Raw genomic sequence first — 19243 nt, 5'->3', positions numbered from 1 at the left:
AGTTTACACCGAGTAGGAAACTTCTTCTCCGTTCGCGTCGTGGAAGAGCACGCTCGCCGAAGCCACCGGACCTGCAGACTTGTTTCCACGCCGCATGGCCACGATGCCGGTGCGCACCATCTCCATCACGCCATATGGGCGAAGAACTTCCAGCAGTCCATCAATTTTGTCTTCCGCCCCGGTAATTTCGATGGTCAGCGAGTCTGGAGCCACGTCCACAACCCGAGCGCGAAATACGCCTGCCAGTTCCAGTACATGCGACCGCGCTTCATGCGTGGCCGCGACTTTGATCATGGCGAGGTCGCGGACGATCGAAGGTTCGGTGGTGATGTTGTCCACGCGAATGACATTGACGAGTTTGTAGAGATTCGCTTCGATGCGGCGCGCCTGGTCATAGTCGGCATCCACCGTGATCGTCATGCGCGAGACTTCAGGCTTTTCCGTTCGGCCGACCGTCAGCGAGTCAATGTTGAAAGCGCGGCGGCGAAAGAGGGAAGCGACGCGAGTCAGCACGCCCGGCTTGTTTTCCACGTAAACGACGAATGTGTTCATCATAAAGTTGCTCTCAGCGTCGCGGCTGAAGCCGCCCGCTCTGTGCGGGTTTTTATCGCAGCGGTAAACCGCTGCGCCACCCAAAAGCTAACCAGCAAAATACATCTACTAGCATTCAACAAAGCCACCAACCCTGCTCACAAAAATGATCCGGAGGCACGTGCCTTGGGGTGACGCAGCGCTTCCGCGCTGCGATAGGACGCTCACCCAAAAGAGCTTTAGCCCCTGGAGATCGCAATTCTTAGCTACTCGTCCTCAGCCGTCTCCACAATCGGACTCGGCCTGCGGATCATCTCATGCAGCGCCGATCCGGCCGCGACCATCGGATAGACCGTATCTTCCTGTTCGACGTGGAAGTTGATCAGCATCGGCCCATTGTGCTCGCGCGCAGCGCGTACCGTGGGAACCACATCCGCGCGGGAATGCACGGTCGCCGCCTTGATGCCGTAGGCCTCCGCGAGCTTTGCGAAATCCGGATTCAGGAGCGGCGTTGCCGAGTAGTTGCGTTCGTAGAAGAATTCCTGCCACTGCCGGACCATTCCCAGATAACCGTTGTTGATGATCGCAATGTTGATTTTCAGATTTTCTTGCACGATCGTCGCCAGCTCACACATCGTCATCTGAAATCCGCCATCGCCCACGATTACCCAGACTTCTGCTTCGGGGCGAGAGACTTTCACGCCAATCGCTGCCGGCAATGCGAATCCCATCGTGCCGAGGCCGCCAGAAGTAATCAGGGTGCGCGGTTTTTCGTGTTTGTAATACTGTGCTTCCCACATCTGATGCTGGCCTACATCGGTGACGACAACCGTGTCAGCTTCGCGAGTCTCGCGCCAGATATCGTTGATGACGTGCGCAGCGTAAAGGTGTCCGGTGTCGGGTAGATTCTGAATATCGCGCACGGCCGCGTCGCCCTTGAGGCGATCAATGGAATCCAGCCACTCACTGCGGTCGGGAGATTCGATGCGCGGTTGCAGTTCATGCAGCACTTCGCGCAAATCGCCAACCAGCGCGACATCGACCTTCACATTCTTGTTGATTTCCGCAGGGTCAATCTCGACGTGGATCTTCTTCGCGTTGGGAGCGTAGTTCTTCAAGTTCCCGGTCACGCGATCGTCAAAGCGCATGCCGAGCGCGATCAATAGATCAGCATCCTGGATGGCATGGTTGACCCAAGCTTCGCCGTGCATGCCCATCATGCCGAGATTCAGCGGATGCGAAGCAGGGAAGGCGCCCAATCCAAGCAGCGTCAGCGCTACTGGAATACCGGCACGTTCCGCGAAGTCGCGAACTTCGTTCATGGCTCCCGAAATGATGATGCCGTGTCCAGCGAGAATGACAGGCCGCTTCGCATTGTGGATGAGCTTCAGCGCTTCTTCGTATTCCTTCGGAGCCGGCGAAAGATCAGGGCGGTATCCCGGCAACTGCGGCTGCGCAGCCTCCCAGTCGAAGACGCAGGAAGTCTGCTGCGCGTCTTTTGTGATGTCGACCAGCACTGGTCCCGGGCGTCCGGAACGCGCAACGTAAAAGGCTTCGCGGATGGTCTGGGCCACTTCGCTGGCATGGGTCACGAGATAGTTGTGTTTCGTGATCGGAAGTGTGACACCGGTAATGTCGGTTTCCTGAAAAGCGTCCGACCCGATCAGCTTGCTGCCGACTTGGCCGGTTATGCAGACGATGGGCGACGAATCGAGCATGGCAGTCGCGATGCCAGTCACCATGTTGGTCGCGCCCGGTCCGGAGGTGGCAACTGCCACGCCGACTCCTCCACCGGCGCGGGCAAAGCCGTCGGCCATGTGGGTTGCGCCTTGCTCGTGGCGTACCAGGATGTGATGAATCTTGCTGTGCTTTAACGCGTCATAGGCGGGCAGGATCGCGCCGCCGGGATAGCCAAACACGTGTTCCACACCCTCGCGCTCCAAGCACTCCCACAAAATGCTGGCCCCGGTCATGGTTGTTCCCGACTTCTTTTCGTCCTTCATACGACCCTTCTAGGCGCTGACTCGAAAGAATTCACTAAAATGCAAAAACCCACCGGGGCCAGCGGTCCCGGCAGGCGGGATTTGAACAACTCTCAACGACCTGCGTTTTCTCCCTCACACGCAAGCTCACTCCAGGAGGTTAAGGAATGGTAACCGACCGACCGTCCGGTTAGCAAGTAGAAAACTACCGTGTTCTGGCACCAACAGGCACTCCTGCGGGTACACTGTTTCCTCTGTGACCGCTGTAGCTAAGGGCAAGAGTCAACCACCCGAGTGCACCACGACGTCACAGTGGAAATCGTCCGGGCGGAGAAACTGATGGCCACGTGTAACTCCTGCGGCGCCGAACTATCGATCGCGGTGCGCTTCTGTTCCTCCTGCGGAACTCCCGTGGGCTCGGACGATATGGCGACCCTGGAGTTCGCCACGGCTGCGTCGCCCCATACTGCTCGACCCGTGCCGGCATCGTCGCCCTCACAACGACCGCCCAGTTCGTCGGGTTTTGCGATCAGTGAAGGCCGCTTCCTTCCCGGACGCCTGCTGGCCGGCCGTTACCGGATCATCGCCTTGCTCGGCCGCGGCGGCATGGGCGAGGTCTACCGCGCGGACGATCTCACCCTCGGCCAGCCGGTTGCACTCAAATTCCTCCCCGAAGAAGCGACACGAGACGAGAGTCTGCTGGAACGCTTTCGCAATGAAGTGCGCATCGCGCGCCGCGTCTCGCATCCGAACGTGTGCCGGGTGTATGACGTCGGCGACGTCGATGGCCACACGTTCTTCACGATGGAATACGTCGACGGCGAAGACTTGGCGTCGTTGCTCCGCCGCATCGGCCGTCTTCCCGAGGACAAAGCCACTGACATCGCGCGTCAACTCTGCGCCGGCCTCGCCGCTGCGCATGCCAAGGGCGTTCTGCATCGCGATCTGAAGCCCGCCAACATCATGCTCGACGGCCGCGGCCAGGTTGTGATGACCGACTTCGGACTCGCCGGACTAGCCGACCAGATTCACGGCGCAGATGTTCGCAGTGGCACGCCCGCGTATATGGCGCCTGAGCAACTGGCGGGGAAAGAAGTCACCGCCCAAAGCGACATCTATGCACTCGGCCTCGTTTTGTATGAAGTGTTCACCGGCAAGCGCGCCTTCACTGCGGAGACACTTGCCGAGTTGGTACGGAGCGGCACGCAGTCAACTCCGAGCCGTCCTTCGTCGGTCGTGAAGGATTTGGATCCGGTGGTGGAGCGCGTAATCTTGCGCTGCCTCGAACCGGAGCCTCGTAACCGGCCGGCAACAGCTTTGAGTGTCGCTGCTGCCATGCCCGGAGGCGATCCTCTGGCCGCCGCTCTGGCTGCGGGTGAAACGCCGTCGCCCCAAATGGTGGCTGCGGCCGGGGAGAACGTAGGATTAAAGCCGCGAACTGCGCTGATCTGCCTGCTCGCGCTTGTGGTTGGCCTGGGGCTCTCTGTCTACCTGGCGTTGCGGGGCAGCGCGTTGGAGCAGGTCGGCCTCGATCAGCCCCCGGAAGTCCTTCGCCAGAAGGCTCGCGAACTGATTGCCCGGCTCGGATACGAAGGACGACCCGCCGATTCATCATTCGATTTCGACTACGATACCGATTTCGTAAACTACGTCGAGAAAAATGACAAGCCTCATCCGAACTGGGATCAGGTCATGACTTCGCAGCCTCCCGTGCTTCACTTTCTCTACCGGCAGAGTCCGGAACTGATGGTGGCATCCGATTTTCATGACATGTTGCTCACTCCGGGAGTGATAGGCATGACGGATCCCGCGACGACCGTCTCCGGCATGATCAATCTCAAGCTGGATGCACACGGACGCCTGCTCTATTTCCAGGCGATTCCGCCGGAGAAAGATAGTGACGTCGCGCCCGCGAAAGCCATCGATTGGAATCTGCTGTTGAACGCAGCCGGCCTCAATCCCGCGGAGTTGCAATCGGCTCCGCCGCAGTGGAACTCGCTGGCGAGTTCGGACGCGCGTGCTGCCTGGACTGGAAAATGGCCGGGCAGCGGACGGCCCCTCCGGGTCGAAGCGGCTGCGTACCATGGCCGGCCCGTATTTTTTGGACTCGTGGGTGAATGGACCGATCCGCCGCGCATGAAAGCGGAGGATGCCGGACCCGGCAAGGGCAAGGGCGGCGCGATCATCGGGACCATACTGGCGATGTGCATGATCGGGGCGGGAACCTTCCTGGCCCGTGTGAACTATCGCCGCGGCCGAAGCGATCGTACCGCCGCGTTCCGGCTTGCCTATGCCATGTTCATCGTCGAAATGGTGCTCTGGCTTTGCCGTAGCCATCTGGTTCCCGGAGTACAGACATTTGGTCTGTTCGTGATTGCGGTCAGCACTGCTCTGTTTGTCTCCGGCATGACGTGGATTCTTTACCTCGCTGTCGAACCTTACGTACGCCGTTTCTGGCCCCATTCGATCATCTCGTGGAGCCGCCTGGTAGCAGGGCGCCTGCGCGATCCACTGGTCGGCAGAGATATCTTGTTCGGAGTGATGCTGGGCACGGCCTGGCTGCTCATCTTCAAGGTGACACACCTTGTCTTGCTGCAGCAGGGATCTCCTCCCAGCCTCGCACAAACCGATTACCTGATCGGAGGGCGCGAGGCGCTGGCCGCATGGTGGACGCAACTTCCGGTATCCGTACTCGCCACGCTGGAATTCTTCTTCGTTTTGCTCGGCTTGAAGGTCGTGCTGCGCATGGATTGGCTGGCCGCCATCGTGTTCGTGGGAATTTTTACCCTGGCGAAGGCGTACGGCAGTTCTCACCTTTGGGTGCTGGTGCCGTCGGAGATTCTCATCTACACGATTGCGGTCATCATCGTGATGCGCTTCGGACTGGTTCCCCTGGCCTGTGCCGTTTTCACGGTCAACCTGCTCGGCAATGTTCCCTTCACGTCCGATTTTTCGGCCTGGTATGCGACCACACCGGTTGCGATCCTGATCAGCGTGGTAGCGCTGGCGGGCTGGGGTTTCTACAACGCGCTGGGCGATCAGCCTCTATGGAAGTTGGACCCAGACGAGCGGTGACGGAATGGCGGCGGAAGAAAGTGTGACTCAGAACACAAGGGATCCAGGCCTGTGTCGCGACTGCAAGCATTCTCGCCGGATTGAGTCCGATCGCGGCTCAGTGTTCTTTCGCTGCGAACTCTCCTTGCAGGACGCTCGTTTCCCAAAATATCCCCGGCTGCCGGTGACCGCTTGCAGCGGATATCAGCCAGAAAATAAATGAGAATCCCGGTGAGTGCCCGGGAGTAGGGATGCGGCTTGCTGCGGCTGCGCCGACAGCAGCAGTTCCTTTCGCGACGGAGACGAGGCAAGCCTCGTCTCTACAGGGGCGGTTTCGCTGCTGACGAGACGAGTCCGTCTATAATCTCCTTTGACCATGGCGATTGTATCGGCCATTTCCGAAGATGTCCTCGCAAAGTACGAGCCCGTGATCGGGTTGGAAGTCCACGTTCAATTGTTGACTGCCTCGAAGATTTTTTGTTCGTGCTCGACGCAATTCGGCGAACCTCCGAATTCCAACGTGTGTCCGGTTTGCCTTGGAATGCCAGGAGCGTTGCCGGTTCTGAACCGGAAAGCTGTGGAATTTGCCACCGTAGCGGCGATGGCGCTCGGTTGCCGCATCAATGAGACGTCGATCTTCGCGCGCAAGAATTATTTCTATCCTGACCTGCCCAAGGGATACCAGATATCGCAATACGACAAGCCGCTGGCGGAGTTTGGCGCGATTGAGATTCCAATCGTGGGCGGCACGAAGAAAATCGGCATCACCCGTCTTCATCTCGAGGAAGATGCCGGGAAGAGCTTGCACGATGGTTTCCCGGACGCCGATCAGAAGACCGGAATCGATCTCAATCGTACCGGCGTGCCCCTTGCTGAGATAGTCAGTGAACCGGACATGCGCTCTCCCGATGAAGCCTACGAATACCTGACGCGGCTGAAAGAAATCGTTCTGTATACCGGGGTGAGCGATTGCAACATGGAAGAAGGTTCGCTGCGCTGCGATGCAAACATTAGTGTGCGTCCGCGCGGACAAAAAGAGTTTGGCACGAAGACGGAAGTCAAGAACGTCAATTCCTTCCGCTTTATCAAATTGGCGCTGGAATATGAGATCGAGCGCCACATCGGCGTGCTCGAGTCAGGGGGCAGGATCACGCAGGAAACCAGGCTCTACAACGCCAACGAAGGTCGCACTTACAGCATGCGATCGAAAGAGCAGGCGCACGACTATCGCTATTTCCCCGAGCCGGACCTGCTTCCCCTGATTGTCGATGAAGCCTGGCAAGCTCGCCTGCAGGCCAGTTTGCCGGAACTCCCCGAAGCGCGCCGCGAGCGCATGACGAAGGAATATGGAATCACCGCTGGCGATGCGGCGTCGCTGACTCGTACGCGCACGATGGCGGATCAGTTTGAATCCGCAGCACAAGCAGCGAAGAATCCCAAACGCGTCGCCAACCTGGTGCAAAGCGAACTGCTCGGGAGGTTGAAGGCGAAAGGCCTTGAACTCGAGCATTCCCCGATATCGATGGCCGGTGTGGCGGCGTCAGCTGATCTGGTTGAGTCCGGTGCAATCTCCGGCAAGATGCTCAAAGATCTCTACGACCTGAGCTTCGAGCGCAACAAGGACTTCCCGGCGGTGTACGAAGAAGAAGACCGGCCGCAGCAATCGCGCGATACGTCTGCGCTGGAGAAATTCGCAGACGAAGTGATCGCAGCAAACCCCAAGCAGGTTGAGCAATATCGCGCCGGCAAGAAAACGGTGCTTGGATTTTTTGTGGGTCAGGTGATGAAAGCTTCGAAGGGTCAGGCGAATCCGCAACTAGTGAATGAAGTCGTAACCAAGAAATTAGACGGATAATACGAATCGATACGTAGAGACGGGGCTTGCCCCGTCTCCGCCGCAATCCAAGCCTATTTCGCCGTCCCTGCGTTCTTCAGCACTTCTTCTGCGTAATAATTCGTAATCTTCGCATCGTCGCGCAGAGTCTCGTAATACGCAGCTTTCAGAAGTTGTTCACGGCGATCCCGCAACTGTTGGCGAAACGCCTGTTGCACGCTGGGATTGCTCAGGTCGCGTTGTCCAGCGGCTTCTTTTGAAACCAGCTTTACGATCATGTAACCGTACGGCTGATGGTTGGCCGGATTGAGCAGAGGCAGGACGGGAGTAAATTGTCCGGGCTTTAGCTTCAACACGGAGTCGCGAGTTGCAGGGTCAGCATTCTTCAGCGCCGACTCCGGCGCCAATCCAAGATCGCCGCCATTGTTGCTGGTCTCCGGATCTTCCGAATAATTCATGGCCAGCGTGGCAAAATCGTCGCCACTATCCAGGCGGTTCGCGATCATCTGGATCTTCTTGCGCGCATCGGCGTCGTTCTGCGCCTTGCTGTTCTGAAGATTGTGGACCTGGGGATTCGGCATTCCGGTGACCATGATCTTCGCCAGATGGTACTGCGGTTCGATGAAGTTAAATTCCGACTTGTGCGCGTTGTAGTAGTCGGCGACGTCCTGGTCGGTGATGTTGATGCGCGACGTGATTTCTTTGTTCAGAACCTTGTCGCGGGTGAGAGATCGCCGCAGGTCGCGCTTGAAATCGTCGACGGTAATCTTCTTCTCTTCCAGCCGCTTGTTGAATTGCTCAGCCGTGAAAGGAGACTTCATCTCGTTCAGCTTGCGGTCCACTTCTTCGTCAGTCGCGAGCAAGCCGAGTTTTTCTGCGCGCCGCATCAGGATTTCCGTTTCGATGAGCGTGTCCAGGATGCTGAGACGCAGGCTCACCGCTTGTTCGCCGGTGGGTTGCTGTTCGGAACCCGCAGTTTGGTTGGCGAAATACTTGTCGACTTCGGTGCGGTAGATCTTTCGCCCGTTGACCGAGGCCATCACGTCGCCGCCGCTGCCGTCGCCATTACAGGCAGCAAACTGCAGCAGGAAGAATGCAACCAACGCGGCGATCATGGCTCTGCTCATGTGAACACGTTTCAAGTTTGCCTCCGAAACTGCACCTGGCTCTTCGCATGTAGCACTGAGCCAAGGCTACGAGAATCCGCTTTGACTGCGCGCTCAGTCGGAACTATTTACGGTTTATTTTGTCGCCGCTGGGTCCGCTTTGTGTTCGGGAACAGCGACACCAGCGTCACGAAGTGCACCATCGAGGATCGCCCGCAAATCTTCGATCGGCACCGCGCCATCGACTTTCTGGCCATTCACGAACATGGCGGGCGTCGCGCTAACTCCGACGTTGTCCCCTTCGCGCTGTGAGGCACGTACTGCCTTGTCGTCCTGTGCCTTCACGCAGGCCTGTAATTTCGAGGCGTCCAGATTGTGCTTTTGCCCCTGCAGGGTTGCTTCCTTGTCGAGCTCGGTATACCGATTTTCAATTCCCTTTTCGCCGTTGATTTCTTTTTGATTGCCATGCACGTAGTCGGCGAAATCCCAGTAGGCATCGGCATTCTGTGCAGCCAGGCAATTTGCGTTCACGGCTGCATGAATCGCCCAGGGATGAATTTCATCCAGAGGGTAATCCTTGTAAATGAATAGCACGCGGTCGCCATATTCTTTCAACAACGTAGGAAACAGATTCGAGTGCATGTGCGAACAGAAAGGACACTGAAAATCGTCGAAGTTGACGGCTACAACTTTCGCGTCTTTCGCCCCACGAGTGGGCCGTCCTGTCACGTCGATCTTCTTCATCAATTCCGCATACGGATCTTTCGTCAGATCGATCTTGGTCATGCGCAACAGCGTCTTGCGATCCTTGGCAAGCAGGAACTCGTAGTCCTTCTTTTTTCCCGAATCGTCGAACGTGATGGTCAGCGCATCGTAGTTCGGAAAATCGCTGGCCCGAAGCGGGCCGACGAGAACTTTCACTTCCGACGGGACCGAATAGGTCGACCGGACCTGATGCTCCAGCAACCGCACAACGTCCGCAGGAGCGGACGGCGTGGGCTGCGCCGAACAACCGAGACAGATCAGTAAAAGAGCCAGGAAAGCGCGTCGCGCAAAATTCACTAGAAACCGCCTAAACATTAGGAATCGCTTGCATTATCTCACGGGGAGATGTGCTTCGGGCTGCGGACCCGGAGCTTCAATGGCATGTGGTGCTGGTCACGCCGGCTTGCGAATGAGTTCCTCCGCCGGCAGCAGCGAGTTCATCGATCCCGATCGGAAGCCTTCCATATCGAGCGTGACAAACTTGAATCCCAGTTGCTTGAAAATGGATGTGAACTCGCGGGCCATTTCCACCGACAAGGCTCGAGCTATTTCTTCGCGCGTAATTTCGATGCGCACAATATCACCATGATGCCGCACTCGAAACTGGCGGAATCCCAGGCCGCGTAGCGCGTCTTCGCCCAGTTCCACCACGCGCAGGGCTTCCGGCGTAACTGGCCGTCCGTACTCGATTCGCGACGACAGGCAGGCTGATGCAGGTTTGTCCCACACTCGCAGACCCTCTTGCTGGGCGAGTGCCCGAATCTCCGCTTTGTCGAGTCCCGCATCGAGCAGCGGCGCTAAGACATGATGCTCACGAGCGGCCTGCTGACCGGGGCGAAAGTCGCCTTGGTCGTCAAGATTCACGCCATACGCGATCGCATCGAAGCCATGCGCGACCCGGTACTGTTCCATCACCGTGAACAATTCGTCTTTGCAGTGAAAGCAGCGGGACGAGTCATTGCGCACATAGTCTGGATTCACCAACTCGTTCGTCGCAATGATTTCGACGGGGATGCCCATTTCGCGGGCGAAGGCGAGCGCGTCTTCGAGATGCGTTCGCGCCAGACTGGGAGAGTCTGCTATGACCGCCAGCATCTGGTTGCCGAGCACCTGATGCGCAGCCCACGCCAGCAACGCCGAGTCGATTCCGCCAGAGTAGGCGACGAGCAGCCGCCCACCGTTGCCGAGAGCCTGCTTGAGTTGCGCGAGTTTCAGGTCGAGCGATGCAGAACCCACAGTCACCATTGTAAAGAAAGTGCAGCGCCGGCGTCCCGACGGGATGCCGGCAGCGCGGCCATCGCTAGTACAACCGCTCGTGGCGCTTCAAGTTTCCGAATGCACCGACGTTCGCCAGCGAGAATGCGAAGCGAAATTGGTTTTCGTTTCGTACCAGTCCGAGCGCGAATCGCCGGTATTCGACGCTGAAGCCGCAGCAGTCCCAGTTGTATGTCAATTGCGCGGTCGAATACTGGAGGAATCCCTGGTTGTGATCGAAACCGAAGCTGGATGCGCCACTGAAGCCGCGTTTCTGGGGCTGCCCATAGCCGAACAAGAACCGGAACTGATGAAAGTCGCGTTGGCCGGGGACGGCTTCGCCTTGGGTCATATCATTTACGCGCAGGAAAGCGTCTCCGCCGCCAACCGTAAAAAGCCCATAGTGAAAATTGACCAGTGCTGTGCTGGCATTGATGCGTCCCGTCTTGAAATCGTAGTCGAGATCCCATTCGGTATTGGTGCGCGGACTGGTCTCTACGCGCAACCGGGAAATGATGGGTGAGAAGCGCCGCATGTCGCTAAGAAATCCGATACCGGTGAAATCGGCGGTGGAGGTAAAGACGTTCCGTTGGCCGAGAACCAGGGCGTGACCGAAAGTAGGGTCGAAGTAGTATTTCTGTCCAATTTCCCACGTCAAAACTTCACGGGGACCAGCGGCACAGGGCGGCGCCGCCGATGTCCCCGATGATTCCCACGGAAGTGCACTGGACGGTGGAGCCCCGCCGATCGTCAGTGAGTCCATACCCTGCTGCTCGCAGTCTTTCTGGTCGTCCTCAGGACGGATGCGCTTGGCATAAACGCGGTTCACCACGGAATACTCCACGTTGTTTGTGTTGCTCAAGATGTCGCTGGCATCGAAGCGGATGATGTTGGTGAAGTTGTCCACTCCAGTTACGTAGTCGTAGCGCAGGCGCGGTTCGATGACATGTTTCCATTTGCGTCCGAGCCACGGTTTTTCAAAAACGCGAGAAAGTGCCGGCGGACGCAGCTCGAACGACGCTTCCAGCGACTTCCGATTGAGCACCTTGTCTTCTGCGCTGGTCGGGATCGTCCCATCCTCCAGGGCAGGGTGGATGAGCTGAGTCTGGGTGTACGCTGTGTCCCGCAACGTCAGTTCCGCCCGCGCGGACCATCCCTTCCACTGAAAAGGCATCGAAAGCGACGGTGCGAAATCAAAGCGGCCGACCAGCGCAGCCGTGCGGAAGCCTTGCAGCAATGGTTCCAGAGATTGCACTCTCAGATCGCGCCGCTGCAGGCCTTCTACGGAACTCTGGAATGACCAATAGAACGGGGTGTTCTTAACCTGGCGTTCTTCTCCAGACAAGAAGAAACTTGGCGTGTGCAGGATGCGAATCAGTTCCGTCTGGGTGAGCGTGGTGCATTGCCCCGCTTGCTGGGGATTGTCCGGATTGCAGACTTCGTAGTTCTGATAGCGTTCCGTCAACAGGTTGTAGTGAAATCCGTTGGTAGTGTTGGAGAGAAAAATTTGTGATTTCACTTCCGAGTTCACGGCCTGGCTGTACACCTCGGTGAACGCGATGCGGAACACGAACGAACTCAGGTAGTCCACGTTAGCGACGCCGCGGAAGTTGTGTCCAAAGAGGCCTTCGGCTGTGAAGTGGGCGTCTTCACCGCCCTGATCCTGATGAGGGTCACCAATGCCGCGATCAAGTACTCCGAAATAACTCAGGTCAACGTAGGATGTGTCGCTTGGCCGCGCGCGGAATTCTCCCCGCTGCGACCATCCGCGTTTCGAGTAGTATTCCGCGCCGAGCGTGAGATCCATGCTTCGGTTAAGGGCGAGGTAAACCGATTCGCCGACAATCTTTCCTTTGCGCGAAGAATTCCCGATGCTCGGGATCAAGAAGCCCGATTGCCGCTCCTGTTTCTGGATCGGATGCGTCACGAAGGGAAAATAGAAAACTGGCACTCGTCCAAGGCGGAAAGAGCTGTTGTATATCTTTGCGGTGCCGTCCACATCGACCGAAATCCGGCTGGCCTCGAACTGCCACTTCGGCCGCGGCAACTCACACGTAGTCACCGTGCCCTGGCGAACCAGGTAGTGGTCGGGACCGTGCTTTTCAACAACCTTGCCGGTAAACGCAAAAGGATTTGAAGTCGTGAGGATGTATCCCGAGCGCCGCAGACGAAACCCTGCGGTTCCAATCACGTCATAGAGAGTTCCAACCTGGGTACGAACGTTGTAGATGCCGTGGCTGGCTTCGACATGTTCGTCATAGGGACCGCCGTCCAGGACCACGTGGCCTTCGACTTCAGTATCACCAGTGGCTGAGTTGTAGGTGATTTCATCGGCATAGAGCACGTAGTTGCGGTAGTGGACCTCGGCCTGGCCCCGTAGTTTCCAGACTCCCTTGTCGTACTCTTGCTGGCTGGCGTGAATCGTCACCTCTTCTTCGGTCAGAGTGGAAGGCGCCGCCGGAAGGGACGCGGAAACAGCTTGCGCCGGGGGCGGGGTCTGGCTGGTTACTATCCCGGGGACGAGAAGGAGATGACAAAGCGAAAGGGCCGTGATAATGATTCGGTAGCGGAAGATCATTGCAGGAGCACGTTCGCTCCGCCGGCCGTTGCCAACGGAAACTTGACCTTAGCATGCGGCTGGTATGGGAAGCAAAGCAGTGCCGACTGATTTTCCGCTCGTGCCTGGCCTGGCTCTGGCTGCTGGCATTCTCCGAAGACCGACTCTCATGGACTGTCCCGTAGGCGGCGACGCCGTCGTGCAAGCAGGCGATTCCCGCGTAGAACCCGTTGCGGCCGAGCAGGTCGTAGCCACAGCTGGAGATCCCAGCCTCGAATTGGGTGGCGACTACTGGCGTCACGAAGTCGCGTCCCGACTGGAGCGTTATCGCGCCCGTCGCAAACCGCGTGCGCCTCGCTATCCCTCGCTGCGACTGCCGTTCGACTCGGCGGACAGCTGGCTGCCTGTCACTGGATCGGCGCTTGCCGTCTCGGCCACTGCAACTGCGCCCGAGCGGACGCAAGACAACGACGTCGAGCACGGTATTCCACAACTCGTCGAACCGATTCTTGAAAATCACCCGGCGATTGTGGAAGATCCGGAACTATTCACCAACGTGATCGAGTTTCCGCGGTCTGCTTCTGTTCCCGTTGTGCACCTGCACCAATTAGCCGAACCGATTTTTGAACGGCCTCGCATCGTAGAGGCTCCCGAGGTCCTGCCGCCTCCGCCCGCGTTAGGCGGCATCCTGATGGAACCGACTCGCGCCCGGGAACCGGAACGGCGTGCCGCAGCCGACCTGGCCCTACCCTCTGCGTCTCTGCCCAGGCGCATGCTCGCGGGGTTGTACGACGCTCTCATTCTGGTGGGTGCTCTGGCTGGATTTGCCGGGATATTTGCGTGGTTGAATCCGCAACGGCCGCCGTTACTCGTGATCGCATCGGCAGCTGCGATCGTCGGCCCAATCATGTGGGCGGCTTACGAATTTCTCTTCACGGTCTACACGGGTTCCACTCCCGGCCTCCGCATGGCCCGGATTCGACTAGTCAGGTTCGATGGATCTGCTACGTCGCGCCGAGTCCGCCGATGGCGCGTACTGACCTCTTACCTATCCGCAGTTGCACTTGGATTGGGCTACCTTTGGAGTGTTCTCGACGAAGACGGCCTGTGCTGGCATGACCGGATCACGCACACGCATGTTTCTTGAAGCGATCCAGAAAAGTAAGGCCGGACAAATTCTGCCCGGCCTCATGGTAAACCCTTAGCTGGTGGCAGAGGCGTGCTCGTGACGAGAGCAACTCTTGCCACAGCAGTTCGCGGCCGTCTTTTCGTCGCCAGACCCGCCGCAGCTTTTCTTGTCTTTCTTGCACTGTTCCATGCAGGCTTTCATGTCCTTGTCGTTGCCTCCGCAGCAGGACTTGCCGTCTTTCATTTCGCACTTATCTTTGCCGCAGCACGCCATGGCATCTTTACCTTCGGCTTTGGCGTGATGACAACATCCTTCGCCTTCTTTCATCTGGTCGCTGTGATGGCAGCAGCCCTTTGCTTCGGGAGCGGGAGTTGAATTGGGGGCCGATTGAGACGGAGTGCCTTGTGCCCATACGACAAACGACAAAGCCAGGATCAGAGCAAATACGCGTAGTTTCATAAATTCTCCTTTTTCGCAGTTATCAAAATTGGTGTTGAGTCAAATGCCCGGCGCACAAAGACGCAGGCATGCAGAAATTTTTGGGAAGGTGGCAGGAATCTAGATCCGCAGAGTCATGCTGAAAGTCGAAGGCGGCGATTGCGCATGCACACGCTGAATTGGAAGGTTCTCTTCAGTTGTTGGATCCGAAGTTAACGCAACCGTCCGGAGCAGGTGGAAATCGCGCGCTGTCTTCTGCTCGTCAGACACGGATGCGGGAGTCCCCAGAGGCCCTGAACGGAAACAGCAGCGATGGTTGTCTTCGCAGGGCAAGCCAGCGGGCGCCAGTTCAACCGGTGGATTTACGACCGGAGTTGTCTGAACGCTCGGGCAGCAAGGGTGGGGGAGGGCCGCGGCATGATGATGCGCGACCATAGCCGGAGCCGTCGCATGAGCGGCGTGCGTATGCGCGGCGCCCATCGCAATCATCGGCGCCAGGCGTAACTCAGCCCAGGTCGCGACTGCAAACAGCAGCACCACCGCAATGGTTCTTCGTGCCATGCCTGTACACAGAGTGACAGGCTAAGCCGGACTCATACTGTGATCGCAGTCACAGCTTGATGTGACCTGGTGAGCGCCGCTATTTACTTACTCATTAACAACTTAGCGATGGTTGCTAATTGCATATTGGACGTGCCTTCGTAGATCTTGCCGATCTTCGCGTCGCGCCAGTATTTTTCCACTGGATAATCCTTGGTGAAGCCGTATCCACCGTAGATCTCGACCGCGAGCGAAGTGACCCGCTCCGCAACCTGCGAGGTAAACAACTTTGTCATCGCCGCTTCCTTTACGAAGTCGATGCCGGCATCTTTCATGCGTGCGGAGTTGTACACCATCAACCGGGCTGCTTCGATATCGGTGGCCATCTGCGCGATCTGAAACTGGATTCCCTGGAACTCGGAGATCGGCTTGCCGAACTGTTTCCGTTCCTGCGCATACTTCGCCGCGTACTCCCATGCGCCTCGCGCCACGCCGAGCATTTGTGCGCCGATGCCGATGCGGCCTTCGTTCAAAGTCTCGATCGCGATCTTGTAGCCCTTGCCGACTTCGCCGAGGACGTTCTCTTTCGGAACGTGGCAATCCTCCAGAATCAATTCGCAAGTTGAGGAGGCACGAATTCCCAGCTTGTCTTCCTTCTTGCCAACCGTGAATCCGGGGAAATCCTTCTCAATCAAAAATGCGGTGATCCCTTTGTAGCCTTTGGACGCGTCGACGGTCGCAAACAGGATGAACAGTCCAGCCTCTTTGCCATTCGTGATCCAGAGCTTGCGTCCGTTGAGAATGAAGTTGCTACCCCTCAGTTCTGCTTTGGTTTGGAGCGCGAAAGCGTCTGACCCGGATCCGGCTTCACTGAGTGCATAGGCGCCGAGGGTGTCGACGGCCATCTTGGGCAGGTAGCGTTTCTTCTGCTCTTCCGTCGCCCAGCGCAGAATTGCATTTGCAACCAGCGTATTTTGCACGTCGACGATGACGCCGGAGGAGGCGTCCACGCGCGAGAATTCTTCCACGGCGAGAATGGCTTCAAAGAACTTTCCGCCTGCGCCGCCATACTGCTCGGGAATCTCAATCCCCATCAGGCCAAGTTGGAAAAACTGATCGAGCAATGCGTGATCGAACACCGCCTTTTCGTCCATCTCTTTGGCGAGCGGGCGAATCTTGTCCTCGGCAAACTGACGGACATTGTCGCGAAACAAAATCTCATCATCGGTAAGAGTAGTAAGAGGGGCGGGCAGAGCGACCTGCAATGTTTCCGGCATAAGACACCTTCCGTAAGAACTTCCGTAGAGACGCAGTTTGCCGCGTCTCAGAAGCGCGGCCGAACTAAAAATTGTAGCAGGGAGCGAGAGAGCTGCGTGCGCAAGATTGGCACGCGGTCATGCCAGATTCGCGCAAAGAAAATCACGTCAAGCTGCGCTCGTCCGGCATCAGTTCCGCAACCGTGAGTTGATCGGCTTTTCGCAATTCCGGGAAGAGCCACGCCCAAATTCCGATTACGACCAGCGTTCCGATTCCTCCTATGACGACCGCTGGCACTGTTCCGAACAAATGTGCCGTAAATCCCGACTCGAATTCGCCCAGCTCGTTGGATACGCCGATGAACAGCATGTCGACGGCGTTCACGCGTCCGCGCATTTCGTCGGGAGTGGCAATTTGCACCAGCGTGGCGCGAATGATCACGCTAACCATGTCGCTCGCTCCGAGGAGAAACAGCGCCACCAGCGACAGGATCAGACTGCGGGAGATCCCGAAGACAATGGTCAGCAGGCCGAACGCAGTGACGCACAAGAGCATCGTGATACCTGCTTGGCGTCGAATCGGACGATGGGCGACCACAATGGCCATGATTGCGGCGCCCACTCCAGGAGCGCTGCGCAATAGTCCGAGTCCCCACGGCCCGGTGTGCAGGATTTCATGCGCGTATACCGGCAGAAGCGCGACTGCGCCTCCCAAGAGCACGGCAAACATGTCCAGCGAAATCGAACCGAGTATCAGCTTCTTCTCCCAGATAAAACGGAAGCCAGCCAGAACTGTCCGCAAACTGACCGGCTCTTTCGGACGCGGCGCTGGACGTATCTTGATTCGCAGCGTGAGTGCCCACGCCAGAATCGAAACAGCAACTCCCATCGCATACACGGCCGCGGGTCCATGAAACAAGGCGTAAGCGATGCCGCCGATGGCTGGGCCGGCAATGGTTGCGATCTGAAATACGCTTGAATTCCATGCCACCGCGTTGGCGAAATGCTCTTCGGGAACAAGCAGTGGAAGAATTGCCCTGCTGGCCGGCCAGTTGAACGATCGCACGGAACCAAGCAGCACCAGCACCGCGTAGATCAGGTGAACGGATTGGGGCGCCTTCCAACTGATCAGCAACAATAAGAAAGAACCCAAGCCGAAGCCGGCGTAACACCACATCAACAGGCGGCGGCGATCGTAAATATCCGCGGCATGCCCTCCGAACAGGAACAGCACAAATCCGGGCAAGAATTGCGCCAACCCGACGTATCCCAGGTCCAACGCACGATGGGTGATCTGGTAGACCTGCCATCCCACCGCCACCGATTGCATTTCGAGCGAGACCACGAGAAAGAAGCGCGCGAGGGTGAACGAAACAAAATCGGGATAGCCGAACGCGGGCCGTCCAGCGAGACGAGGGTCTTGAGAGGTCAACATTGCAGATTTGAAATTATCTCAATGGAAAACAGTTTTGGGCGGGCCAGATTATTTCGCAGTCGCGCGATGTGGATTAGACTGGTGCTCCCATGCCCAATCTCGATGTCATCGCCATCCTCCGAAGCCAGCTCAAAGAGGCGAAAGCCACGGTCGACAGGCTCCATCATGCGGTCCAGGCTCTGGAACGTTTGGGGCGAAGGGAACGGAGCCGGGCAAGTAACCTATCTGCAGCCGGTCGCCGGCGCATCGCGGAAGCTCAAAAAGCGCGTTGGAAGAAATTAAAGCTGGTCAAGAAATAGAGGCTGCGCTTGCGGCGCGAGCGGATTATTTTCGATTGATCAGCGATGCGACGTACCCGGCGCCAAATCCGTTATCGATATTCACAACACTGACATTCGACGCGCAGGAATTCATCATCCCGAGCAGCGCCGCCAGTCCCTCGAACGCCGCGCCATAACCCACGCTGGTTGGGACTGCAATCACCGGGACGCCGACCAGTCCGCCGACCACGCTCGGCAAAGCACCTTCCATCCCCGCACAGACGACAATGACACGGGCCTTGGATAGGGCCACGCGATGAGCCAGCAAACGATGGATACCGGCCACACCGACGTCATAGATATGCTGGACCGTGTTCCCCATCATTTCTGCCGTGACGACCGCTTCTTCGGCGACGGGAATGTCGCTCGTCCCCGCCGAAACTACGGCAATGACGCCTTTGCCGTAGCGCTTGCGATCGCGCTTGAGAACGATGGCTCGTGCCAGCGGACGGTACTCCACTTTCGCCACTTGGCGGGCGACTGCCTCAAACTGTTCTTCGGTCGCCCGCGTGGCGAGAACATTCCCGCCATGATCTGCCAGTCGCTCAAAAATACCTGCGACCTGCCCTGGAGTCTTTCCCTGGCTGAATATGACTTCCGGTATTCCCTGGCGAAGTGCCCGGTGATGATCGACCTTGGCAAATCCGAGGTCTTCGAAAGGGAAGTGGCGCAGCCGTTCGACGGCCTCATCGGGGCCCAATATCCGTGTCCGAACCTGTTCAAACAACTTTCGTAGCGCCGCTGAGTTCACGCATTTTCCTGGGATATTCCAGTCAGATTGTAGAGAAAGAAGCTGCCAGCCGCGAGCCACGAGGTCCGAAAAGCCGGTTTTAATGGCAGATCGGGGGGCGAAGTTGGCACCCTGTTTTTCATAAAATCAAGTACTTTCAGTAACTTACCGCGATTACTCCAGTGGTTCTACGCCCTTCTGGGAGATTGCCCCCACCCCTCCCCCACCCTATAATCGTCTCACTCTGGTTCTGGATTCTCCGTCAGGTTGCAGGTAGGTAATGGCCGAAGGCGCGAGTGTGCCTTTTTGGTC

General features: G+C 57.7%; 15 protein-coding genes. 4 read left to right on the top strand and 11 right to left on the bottom strand.

The window, feature by feature from the left end; translation table 11 throughout:
• Window positions 1-3 precede the first annotated feature (3 nt).
• Together ilvN and ilvB are read right to left on the bottom strand one after the other, a co-directional pair.
• Window positions 4-555 (bottom strand): acetolactate synthase small subunit, encoded by a 552-nt coding sequence (gene ilvN / locus HY010_20835; GenBank protein ID MBI3478187.1) that lies wholly within the window; start codon window positions 553-555, stop codon window positions 4-6.
• Window positions 556-797: 242 nt separating this feature from the next.
• Window positions 798-2534 (bottom strand): biosynthetic-type acetolactate synthase large subunit, encoded by a 1737-nt coding sequence (ilvB, locus tag HY010_20830; GenBank protein MBI3478186.1) that lies wholly within the window; start codon window positions 2532-2534, stop codon window positions 798-800.
• Window positions 2535-2852: 318 nt separating this feature from the next.
• On the opposite strand from ilvB, the gene HY010_20825 reads away from it, so the two are divergent.
• Entirely contained in the window at window positions 2853-5588 is a 2736-nt protein-coding gene (locus HY010_20825) for a protein kinase (GenBank protein ID MBI3478185.1), read from the top strand.
• 355 nt (window positions 5589-5943) lie between these two features.
• Complete coding sequence (gene gatB, locus HY010_20820) at window positions 5944-7422, top strand: Asp-tRNA(Asn)/Glu-tRNA(Gln) amidotransferase subunit GatB (protein ID MBI3478184.1); 1479 nt, start codon at window positions 5944-5946, stop codon at window positions 7420-7422.
• A 53-nt stretch (window positions 7423-7475) separates the two neighbouring features.
• Here gatB and HY010_20815 read toward each other — a convergent pair whose 3' ends face one another.
• The 4 genes from HY010_20815 to HY010_20800 all read right to left on the bottom strand — a co-directional run bounded on the left by HY010_20815 (window position 7476) and on the right by HY010_20800 (window position 13104).
• On the bottom strand, window positions 7476-8516 hold the full coding sequence (locus HY010_20815; GenBank protein ID MBI3478183.1) for a SurA N-terminal domain-containing protein: 1041 nt from the start codon (window positions 8514-8516) through the stop codon (window positions 7476-7478).
• Between the two features lie 126 nt (window positions 8517-8642).
• Window positions 8643-9569 carry a thioredoxin domain-containing protein gene (locus tag HY010_20810; GenBank protein MBI3478182.1) on the bottom strand — a complete coding sequence of 309 codons (927 nt, stop codon included), beginning with the start codon at window positions 9567-9569 and terminating at the stop codon, window positions 8643-8645.
• Window positions 9570-9665: 96 nt separating this feature from the next.
• The gene (gene larE, locus HY010_20805; GenBank protein ID MBI3478181.1) at window positions 9666-10517 is read right to left on the bottom strand and encodes an ATP-dependent sacrificial sulfur transferase LarE; all 852 of its coding nucleotides are present in this window, start codon (window positions 10515-10517) and stop codon (window positions 9666-9668) included.
• 55 nt (window positions 10518-10572) lie between these two features.
• Window positions 10573-13104 (bottom strand): LPS-assembly protein LptD, encoded by a 2532-nt coding sequence (locus HY010_20800; protein ID MBI3478180.1) that lies wholly within the window; start codon window positions 13102-13104, stop codon window positions 10573-10575.
• 148 nt (window positions 13105-13252) lie between these two features.
• On the opposite strand from HY010_20800, the gene HY010_20795 reads away from it, so the two are divergent.
• The gene (locus HY010_20795; GenBank protein ID MBI3478179.1) at window positions 13253-14230 is read left to right on the top strand and encodes an RDD family protein; all 978 of its coding nucleotides are present in this window, start codon (window positions 13253-13255) and stop codon (window positions 14228-14230) included.
• Window positions 14231-14284: 54 nt separating this feature from the next.
• Here HY010_20795 and HY010_20790 read toward each other — a convergent pair whose 3' ends face one another.
• The 4 genes from HY010_20790 to HY010_20775 all read right to left on the bottom strand — a co-directional run bounded on the left by HY010_20790 (window position 14285) and on the right by HY010_20775 (window position 17881).
• Window positions 14285-14671, bottom strand: a complete 387-nt coding sequence (locus tag HY010_20790; protein MBI3478178.1) for a hypothetical protein — start codon at window positions 14669-14671, stop codon at window positions 14285-14287.
• A 99-nt stretch (window positions 14672-14770) separates the two neighbouring features.
• Complete coding sequence (locus HY010_20785) at window positions 14771-15211, bottom strand: hypothetical protein (GenBank protein MBI3478177.1); 441 nt, start codon at window positions 15209-15211, stop codon at window positions 14771-14773.
• 83 nt (window positions 15212-15294) lie between these two features.
• The gene (locus tag HY010_20780; protein ID MBI3478176.1) at window positions 15295-16467 is read right to left on the bottom strand and encodes an acyl-CoA dehydrogenase; all 1173 of its coding nucleotides are present in this window, start codon (window positions 16465-16467) and stop codon (window positions 15295-15297) included.
• Window positions 16468-16609: 142 nt separating this feature from the next.
• Window positions 16610-17881, bottom strand: a complete 1272-nt coding sequence (locus HY010_20775) for an MFS transporter (protein MBI3478175.1) — start codon at window positions 17879-17881, stop codon at window positions 16610-16612.
• An 89-nt stretch (window positions 17882-17970) separates the two neighbouring features.
• On the opposite strand from HY010_20775, the gene HY010_20770 reads away from it, so the two are divergent.
• Complete coding sequence (locus HY010_20770; protein MBI3478174.1) at window positions 17971-18180, top strand: hypothetical protein; 210 nt, start codon at window positions 17971-17973, stop codon at window positions 18178-18180.
• A 25-nt stretch (window positions 18181-18205) separates the two neighbouring features.
• Here HY010_20770 and larB read toward each other — a convergent pair whose 3' ends face one another.
• Window positions 18206-18952: a nickel pincer cofactor biosynthesis protein LarB gene (gene larB, locus HY010_20765; protein ID MBI3478173.1), complete on the bottom strand. Its 747-nt coding sequence runs from the start codon at window positions 18950-18952 to the stop codon at window positions 18206-18208.
• Window positions 18953-19243: the final 291 nt, after the last annotated feature.

It is taken from the genome of Acidobacteriota bacterium (genome assembly GCA_016196065.1).
Lineage (GTDB): Bacteria > Acidobacteriota > Terriglobia > Terriglobales > Acidobacteriaceae > Acidiflorens.
Note: the sequence above shows the minus strand (reverse complement) of the source record. Positions and strands in the feature narration are given on the sequence as shown.

Coding starts and splice junctions, on each gene's coding strand:
- ilvN (MBI3478187.1), bottom strand. CDS start 555: ATGATGAACACATTCGTCGTTTACGTGGAAAACAAGCCGGGCGTGCTG.
- ilvB (MBI3478186.1), bottom strand. CDS start 2,534: ATGAAGGACGAAAAGAAGTCGGGAACAACCATGACCGGGGCCAGCATT.
- HY010_20825 (MBI3478185.1), top strand. CDS start 2,853: ATGGCCACGTGTAACTCCTGCGGCGCCGAACTATCGATCGCGGTGCGC.
- gatB (MBI3478184.1), top strand. CDS start 5,944: ATGGCGATTGTATCGGCCATTTCCGAAGATGTCCTCGCAAAGTACGAG.
- HY010_20815 (MBI3478183.1), bottom strand. CDS start 8,516: ATGATCGCCGCGTTGGTTGCATTCTTCCTGCTGCAGTTTGCTGCCTGT.
- larE (MBI3478181.1), bottom strand. CDS start 10,517: ATGGTGACTGTGGGTTCTGCATCGCTCGACCTGAAACTCGCGCAACTC.
- HY010_20800 (MBI3478180.1), bottom strand. CDS start 13,104: ATGATCTTCCGCTACCGAATCATTATCACGGCCCTTTCGCTTTGTCAT.
- HY010_20795 (MBI3478179.1), top strand. CDS start 13,253: ATGGACTGTCCCGTAGGCGGCGACGCCGTCGTGCAAGCAGGCGATTCC.
- HY010_20790 (MBI3478178.1), bottom strand. CDS start 14,671: ATGAAACTACGCGTATTTGCTCTGATCCTGGCTTTGTCGTTTGTCGTA.
- HY010_20785 (MBI3478177.1), bottom strand. CDS start 15,211: ATGGCACGAAGAACCATTGCGGTGGTGCTGCTGTTTGCAGTCGCGACC.
- HY010_20780 (MBI3478176.1), bottom strand. CDS start 16,467: ATGCCGGAAACATTGCAGGTCGCTCTGCCCGCCCCTCTTACTACTCTT.
- HY010_20775 (MBI3478175.1), bottom strand. CDS start 17,881: ATGTTGACCTCTCAAGACCCTCGTCTCGCTGGACGGCCCGCGTTCGGC.
- HY010_20770 (MBI3478174.1), top strand. CDS start 17,971: ATGCCCAATCTCGATGTCATCGCCATCCTCCGAAGCCAGCTCAAAGAG.